We start from the raw sequence: 7,549 nt of genomic DNA, 5'->3' as shown, positions 1-7,549 counted from the left end.
CCACATTCCTATTGGCCGGACCTTTCTCTTTATTCCTTTCACTTATTTTCTCAGCTATATGCTCTAGCAAATACCCTGGCTGACAACCTAAAGCGCTGCGTCATTTATCAATGACTTTTAACGAGACAAAGGCCCCAGCGTGAATATTGTTACACGACCTGCTCTTCTTACACTCAATAATGCTCTTTAAACCTCTTAATCCACCAATTTTTCTTCAATAAATACTCAGCTTTAATGGGCATTATTATGAATTGGTTATTCACTTCAATTGGTTCTTTCAATCCTGTATATACTAAATCGACATGTAACTTAAATGGTTTTATCTCTCTTCCGGCTTGATTTTCGAATTCTTTCACAGCCACCAGTTTATAAATGCCGGCCACATGTTTATCAGCATATCCTGTAGGTCTTCTTCTCTAATCATTGTAAAATCAGGGGGATCTAAAACTAAATATCTCTGGTTACTCCTTTTCAGAAGCCCATTTTTATAAATGCTTTGATTCCACAACTTTTTCCATTGCTCTTGAAGTTTTTGATTACTTCGCCCAACACTTGAAAATTGGCTAGAGGGCCAGGAGCTTTCTTCACGAACTCGAGAGACTTATAGCGCCAGCGACTGGGTTCGACGGACCAAAACCCACAGCGTAGATACTATGTTATAAGACATCAGAAGCTTCTACGAGACACATAAATCGTCGGCTATTTCAAGTATTGTCTTACTTTAGTTAAGGTCTGTTATCTAACGGTCTCCTAGATATTTTTCTACAGATTCAAGTAAAAAAAGACCACTCTCTTTAATAAATTGGGTGAGTAAGTGGATATGTCCGGAGCCATAAATCACAAGAATTCTATCTTGATGGGATGAAATTCGTGAAATATTAGAATAGATAATTAAATTTCGACGATACCAGTAATTACAGAGCCAATCAATTCCTATATTGTTTTTACCATCTCCAACTCGCGCAACAGTCATATACGTTTCATGGTCCCCTTGTATTGCACTAGGAGTATTACCTGTCATCAGAAGTTCCCTTACTGTTTTTTCTTTCATTGACTTTTGAAGAGCCTCTGCTTTTTCCTGGTTATTAGAATTTAACCGTTGATAGAGCTCAGGCATGTTTGATTGTGCATATTCATAAACATGTCCTAGTGCAACCCCTCCATACCATTCATTCCAATCGATAGGGTAAATTCTATCATGACCAAGATCAGCCGCAGTACGGAAACCTAATTGATGAATTTCATTTGCCCCGAGAGTAAATTCACCTGACAAATATGAGAGATACTGATTATTATATGCCTCATGTTCATCAGCGAGAGCTTCAATTGCGATTTTCGTTGGATTAAATCGTTTAAGTCTATCGACAACCTCATAAATCTCCTTTTGTCTTTTTAGTGCCAAGACGTCATCAGACTTAACATTGTGCATATCTAGTCCAGGATTGCCCATATGATATGTACCTAGTAACAAAATGGTGCATTTGTTAGCGGAATCCATAAAGAACCTCCATTATTTTAGACTTTATTTATTTTGACCCAAATAATTTCCCTCCATCGTAATAAAGTTCAACATCATATGAAAGATCATCATCTACGATCCCTTGTGCACTGTAGTCGGAGAAAAGTATAATAAGAAATGGTTACTAACACAATGATGATGACTATGATATAATTGGTTCTTTTTGTAATTTTCATTCTGCTGAATATGCTTTTCCGAGATCCCCCATGCAGACCACCAGGCACCAGCCCCGGAGCGATTGCCTTTATTCATATTTATTATTTAATTTGTCTATTAGATTAGTTACTTCCCTTGGTGTTTTAAGTATTATTATATTTTTTTCTTTTTCATATTTTTTTAACTTTTCGAGTATTCCTGGTCTTTTATATTTTCTAAAATTCCATACCCACTTCATGAATTCCCAATCTAATTGCTCAGGACATCCCTCATTCAGATCTGGTCTTGTTCTTCCATGGTATATAATTCTTCGTTTAATGACTCTATACGTAGTTATCCACGGAGGTAAATCAAAGAAAATTATTGTATCTGCTCTAGAAATTCTAATATCTATTGTTCGATTATAATTTCCATCAATAATCCATTCATCATTTTGTATAAGCTCTCTTTGAAATTCATCCCATTCGTGATTAGGGGTTGCAACCCATCCAGGTTTCCAATAATACGCATCTAAATGATACAATGGTAAGCCTAAGACTTCAGAGAGTTTACTTGAGAATGTAGATTTCCCTGATCCTCCAGATCCAATTATCATGATTCTTTTCATTTTGTTCTCCTGGTTATTAAAATAATTTCCACTAACGCTCTTGTAACTGCGAACCTTCACCAACTTAAGTCCGGAGGACTGCTGTTACGGTTAGTCGGCGAATGGTGGTCTTCCGCTTCTATGAAATTCATCGTACCGCAATGGGCGTACGCCCGAAGAGTAGATACGTGGTTACCGGATGGCAGGACACCCTTAATTACTTTCAGGATATCTATATCCATCTGAATATTCTTCCACTAGTTACTTTTATCCTGTTCCTATTTGCCCATTGCTTTAATTCTTCAATATTTATTTCCTCGTTATTCTTAAATCTAAAATGAAAATCCATTGAAACTAATTTTCTTCCGTATAACTTGATACCGATACTCTGTACAAAATAACCTTCTATTATAATCTTTTCGATTTGTTGTACTGATACTTTAGCTTGATTAAGCCTAATTGTATTTTCTGTAATTTCCAGCTCACTATTTTTTCTTAATATCCTCTTCAATAGCATTACTACTCGGACTATGTTACCTAATAATAATATAACCACACAAATAACAGATAATAAATTATCTATTCGAAGCACTTGTATTAGTATTGAAGTAATTAAAATAGAAATAATCACTTGGACATACTCTGATCTAGGATACTTAATTTCATACTTCTTATACATATTCTGGTTTATTTCCTTTCTCACAGGTTTCAGTTGACGTTCTCGTGTTCAGGATGCGTTAATATATTGTTATCTGATGCTAGCGCTTGAGACCAACTGAAGATAAATACGCCGTCCTTTTTCTAAATAAGAAGCGACCCGATAAAAGGTTCCTTCAAGGTCAGTTGTCCAGCCTATGTGGTAAATCGAATAAACAGAGTCAAAATAATCTACGGGTATGTCACATTCTTCTTAAGTAGGAGAACAGATCAATTTTTCCTAAAGACCGCACGCCTTCAAATGTTGCCTTTTCTAATTGTTATTCTGATATATTTATACCCCATAAAAGGAGCGTAGCGGCTGGATCCGACAGACTTAGCCTCTCAAGGTTGTTCGCTTGAGTCCCCCCTTTGCTTAATCCCCCTTGCAAACCAAGGTCAAAGCCAGAGAGTAGATACTAGGTTAGGTGAGGTATCTGCCCTCTACGACTACACTTTCCTAATCATAATCCCTTCTTCAAAATCCTCTATATCATTAATGTTTATCCAAGTCTCTTCTGATTCTCTTAATCTATGAAACCGTAAAATTGTGTCATCATCATGATAAGTTAAGATAAGTATAAATTCATAATCTGGAAAATCAATTTTCAGTTTAAGAGACCATATTTCTAATAGCTTCTTTGCAAACCTCAACCCTTCTAAAGGATGTTTTTTAAAGGTTTTTGATATATCTATCATATGAACATGGTTTTCACTTGCTTCAAATCCAGTTCGATCTCCAAACTGATGAATAATATGTCTAATATTAATTTTTATATTATCTTCAGTGTATTTCTTCATTAAAATGCAACCTTCTACTTCCACCAAGTCTGGCCACGCTACATCAATTAGTTCTGATTTATCATGATATTTAGGACTATGCTCTTTGTTAAGAATTTCATTGATTTTTTTGTTTGATATTTCCATCGTATCCGTCCTTAAAAATTTATTACTGCTGATATTTCATCTAACATTCTTGTGTTCCTGACGTCGGTTCACCTTAGTTAGCTTTTATCTTAGGGGAATCGATGTGTTTACACTGTTATCATTCTTTTTGAATAATGATGTAATAATAATTTCTGCACATTCTTCTGGTGTATTCAAACTCGTGTCCACTGAGCAGCTATAACGAATGTTTTGCGACATTATTTTATTTTGCTCATCTGATTGTTCTTCTCTTCTATCACCACGCTCTATATTTCGCTTACGACAAAGATCTAGAGGACAGTACACCTCGACTATCTCCAAAGGATACCCATTAAAAATCTCTTTGACTTTTTCATAATGTGGCTTTAACTCAGGCCTTTCAACAAGTATCCCATCGATTATTACATGCTTGCCACTATCCGAAAATAACTTTGCTGTATGGTACATTACAATTATTACTTCACTTAAATACTTCCAGTAATCTGTCTGTAGATGTTTATCACCAATCGTATTTTCAAAAAGATCATTGGCAACTACATAAAAAAATGGATTCGAGTAAGATTGCATAGCTTCTACTATTGAAGTTTTACCTGAACTTGTAACGCCATTCAAATATATAATTCTCCCTTTATCCAAATTTCTCAACCTCCTCTGCATGGGTTTAATGTACATATACTCTTTTTTGTTGTATTCGTAAACCTTTACTGTCCCAGAAGCTCACACATTCGTTGCTTTAGTTTCATACTGTCATCAGCCTTTATATATTTTTTCTTCGGTCTGTCGTCTAACGTTCTCGCATGTACGACGTGACCCGGCCATAGATATCTTAGGCCGGGTCGTGTGTTGTCAGAATATTCTTCCTCGTAAGATAGGCTTGTTCATTGTTAGGTTAATCGGTGCTTTTTTCGCGTAGCCCGCAAACATATCGTTAACAACTCTCCGTTATAATAAATATAAAAATCATAGGGGGGATCCTATGTTTAACATATTGGTCACCGAAGATAACAGAGAGTTGAATCACGCCATCTGCTCTTATTTAAATCAAAACGGTTATCAGGCTGTTGGGTGCCTGAACGCAAATGAAGCCTACGACACCATGTATGGCAATCTGTTCGATCTGATCGTCTCCGACATCATGATGCCCGAGGTCGACGGCTTTGAATTTGCCGAAACGATCCGGGGGCTGAATCAAGAGATCCCGATCCTTTTTATAACGGCGCGAGATGATTTCGCCTCCAAACAACGGGGATTTCGCGCGGGAATCGACGACTACATGGTAAAACCGATCGATTTGGATGAATTGCTACTGCGCATTGGCGCTTTGCTGCGCAGAGCGAAGATCGCTTCCAGCAAACGGATCGAAATCGGAAATCTGATCCTCGATGCCGAAGAGCATACGGCCTATTTAAAGGAAGAGGAGATTCCCTTGACCGTTCGGGAGTTCAACCTGTTGTATAAGCTGCTGGCTTATCCGAAGAAAACCTTTACCCGTCTCCAGTTAATGGACGAGTTCTGGGATTCCGAGACCTCCTCCAGCCCCAGAACCGTGGATGTGTATATGACAAAATTGCGGGACAAGTTTTCCGAATGCAGCGAGTTCGAAATCGTCACCGTGCATGGATTGGGATACAAGGCGGTGTTGAAGTGAAAGGGAAGGAAATGAACAAACTAACGACCCGCAGTCTGTTTTCCTGGTGGAATTATCTGATCTTTTTCCTGGTGATTTCCTTTGTGGTCAGTTGCAGTTTCCTGCTGTTTTTTGCCGGAATGGATATTTCGGAGGCGGAAGTCCGGCTAAACGCGCTAAGGACCTTCGGGAATGTGATTTTCCTGAGCTTGCTTTTTGGCTTGCTTGACGGGATTCGCCGAAAATATACCGTAGAGCTTCCCGTCAAACGTATTCTGGAAGCCACGCGCCGCATCACGCAGGGCGATTTCAAAGCGCGAATCCAGACGATTCATGGACCGGGCAGCAGAAATGAATTCGATATGATCATCGAAAATTTAAATCGGATGGCGAAAGAACTCTCCGGGATCGAGACATTGCGTACAGACTTCATCGCGAATATCTCCCACGAACTGAAGACGCCGCTGGCGGTAATCCAAAATTATTCAACTCTGCTTCAAGCCCCCGCATTGTCAGAAGCGAAAAGAATTGAGTACGCCAAGACGCTCACCTCGGCTTCCCGCCGGCTGTCGGATTTGATCACCAACATTTTGAAGTTGAACAAGCTGGAGAATCAAGAGATTTTCCCGGAGGTCCAAAAATTCAATCTCGGCGAGCAGCTTTCCGAATGCCTGTTGGGGTTTGAAAACATCTGGGAAGAGAAAGAGCTGGAAATCGATACCGACCTTGAAGAAGATATCATGATCGAAGCGGATGCCGAGCTTTTGTCGCTGGTATGGAACAACCTTTTTTCCAATGCCCTGAAATTTACCGAACCGCATGGTAAAATTACCGTCCGTTTGACGGCGGATGAGGATGGGGTTGTGGTTAAGGTCTCGGATACAGGCTGCGGGATGAGCCCGGAGGTAGGAAAGCATATCTTTGAGAAATTCTATCAAGGCGATACATCGCATACGACGCAGGGCAACGGCCTTGGGCTTGCGCTGGTCAAGCGGGTGATTGATATTGTCGGCGGTGAGATTAGGGTGGAGAGCGAAGCGGGAAAAGGAAGCACATTTCTTGTGAAGCTAAGGAGAATCGGTGATGAAACGAATTAAAGACAACTTGTCCCGATGGACTCGACCCGGTAAGGTGTGGTCGATGATCCTCGTGATATTGGCGATCGGACTGACCGTTTTCACCCTTTCATGGGAGCAGAATGATCCTGCCTTGACTTACATTTCCTACGGAATTTCCGCTTACGCTCTGACCGTCCTTATCGTGGCTGCCACAGACGGAGGACGAAAGATGAGCTTCATCATCCGCCAAAATCCGCTGATCTCACGCTACTTGAACGACGCCAGACTTCGGGCGAGAATCTCCCTGTATCAAGGGCTGTTCATCAATTCGCTGTTTGCCGTTTTCCATGTTCTGGCGAGCTGGATTTATACCTCTCTCTGGTTTGCCGCCGTGGCGAGCTACCATATTATCTTGAGTGTCATGCGCTTCCTACTGCTGCGCAGCGAACAGATGAGGTCAAGGCTGGAAACGGATGAGGAGAAAATAGCGCACGAGCTGCGACGGTATCGGCTGACAGGCCGGTTGCTGTTTGCCCTGAATATCGCCATGGTCGGTATGATGGTTCAGATGATCGAGAAAAACAAGGGAATTCATTCCCTGGGCCTGGCTATCTACGCCTTTGCCTTGTATACCTTTTACAATTTAACCGTGGCCATCATCAATATGGTAAAATTCCGCAAAATGGATCGCCCTATTTTGTCCGCAGCCAAAATGCTAAGCGTTGCGGGGGCATTGATGTCCATTCTGGCTCTGCAGTCGGCCATGGTGTCCCAGTTCAGCGAGGACCCTTTGTTGCGCCGATACATGAATAGCATAACCGGCACAGGCGTCAGCCTAATGGTAATCGCTATGGCGGTATTTATGGTGATTCGCGCCAATCAGGCGTTAAAGAAGCTTCATTTTAATCATTCTGAAACAAAACGTCATCATTACGATAACGACTGATTTCTATAATAAATTCACACTCCTAAAGGAGGCC

Annotated in this window: 9 protein-coding genes and 1 pseudogene; 3 read left to right on the top strand and 7 right to left on the bottom strand. The window is 40.5% G+C overall.

Annotated features, from left to right (window positions below):
- Window positions 1-173: 173 nt before the first annotated feature.
- From BJP58_RS33370 to BJP58_RS33345, 7 genes and pseudogenes are all read right to left on the bottom strand, one after another.
- Window positions 174-356: a hypothetical protein gene (locus BJP58_RS33370; protein WP_194542239.1), complete on the bottom strand. Its 183-nt coding sequence runs from the start codon at window positions 354-356 to the stop codon at window positions 174-176.
- A 383-nt stretch (window positions 357-739) separates the two neighbouring features.
- Window positions 740-1,498 carry a DUF5694 domain-containing protein gene (locus BJP58_RS33365; protein WP_194542238.1) on the bottom strand — a complete coding sequence of 253 codons (759 nt, stop codon included), beginning with the start codon at window positions 1,496-1,498 and terminating at the stop codon, window positions 740-742.
- Window positions 1,499-1,763: 265 nt separating this feature from the next.
- A complete protein-coding gene (locus BJP58_RS33360; protein ID WP_194542237.1) occupies window positions 1,764-2,282 on the bottom strand; it encodes a DNA topology modulation protein in 519 nt (172 codons plus the stop codon).
- Between the two features lie 211 nt (window positions 2,283-2,493).
- Entirely contained in the window at window positions 2,494-2,940 is a 447-nt protein-coding gene (locus BJP58_RS33355) for a hypothetical protein (RefSeq protein ID WP_194542236.1), read from the bottom strand.
- 59 nt (window positions 2,941-2,999) lie between these two features.
- Window positions 3,000-3,228 (bottom strand): annotated as a pseudogene (locus BJP58_RS33825) (class I SAM-dependent methyltransferase); the annotation flags it as partial.
- 179 nt (window positions 3,229-3,407) lie between these two features.
- Window positions 3,408-3,884: a hypothetical protein gene (locus BJP58_RS33350; protein WP_194542235.1), complete on the bottom strand. Its 477-nt coding sequence runs from the start codon at window positions 3,882-3,884 to the stop codon at window positions 3,408-3,410.
- 84 nt (window positions 3,885-3,968) lie between these two features.
- Window positions 3,969-4,520, bottom strand: coding sequence for a phosphotransferase-like protein (locus BJP58_RS33345; RefSeq protein ID WP_194542234.1), 552 nt, complete (start codon window positions 4,518-4,520; stop codon window positions 3,969-3,971).
- Window positions 4,521-4,860: 340 nt separating this feature from the next.
- Between BJP58_RS33345 and BJP58_RS33340 the strand changes: the two genes are divergently transcribed.
- From BJP58_RS33340 to BJP58_RS33330, 3 genes are read left to right on the top strand one after another with little or no spacing between them, the layout of a single operon-like run.
- On the top strand, window positions 4,861-5,532 hold the full coding sequence (locus BJP58_RS33340; protein ID WP_194542233.1) for a response regulator transcription factor: 672 nt from the start codon (window positions 4,861-4,863) through the stop codon (window positions 5,530-5,532).
- An 11-nt stretch (window positions 5,533-5,543) separates the two neighbouring features.
- On the top strand, window positions 5,544-6,608 hold the full coding sequence (locus BJP58_RS33335; RefSeq protein ID WP_194542232.1) for a HAMP domain-containing sensor histidine kinase: 1,065 nt from the start codon (window positions 5,544-5,546) through the stop codon (window positions 6,606-6,608).
- Window positions 6,595-7,515: a hypothetical protein gene (locus tag BJP58_RS33330; protein WP_194542231.1), complete on the top strand. Its 921-nt coding sequence runs from the start codon at window positions 6,595-6,597 to the stop codon at window positions 7,513-7,515. The genes BJP58_RS33335 and BJP58_RS33330 overlap by 14 nt, the downstream gene beginning before the upstream one ends.
- Window positions 7,516-7,549 lie beyond the last annotated feature (34 nt).

It is taken from the genome of Paenibacillus sp. JZ16 (assembly GCF_015326965.1).
Classification (GTDB): Bacteria; Bacillota; Bacilli; order Paenibacillales; family Paenibacillaceae; genus Paenibacillus_AQ.
The sequence above is the reverse complement of the archived record's forward strand: the minus strand, read 5'-3'. Positions and strand labels throughout refer to the sequence as shown.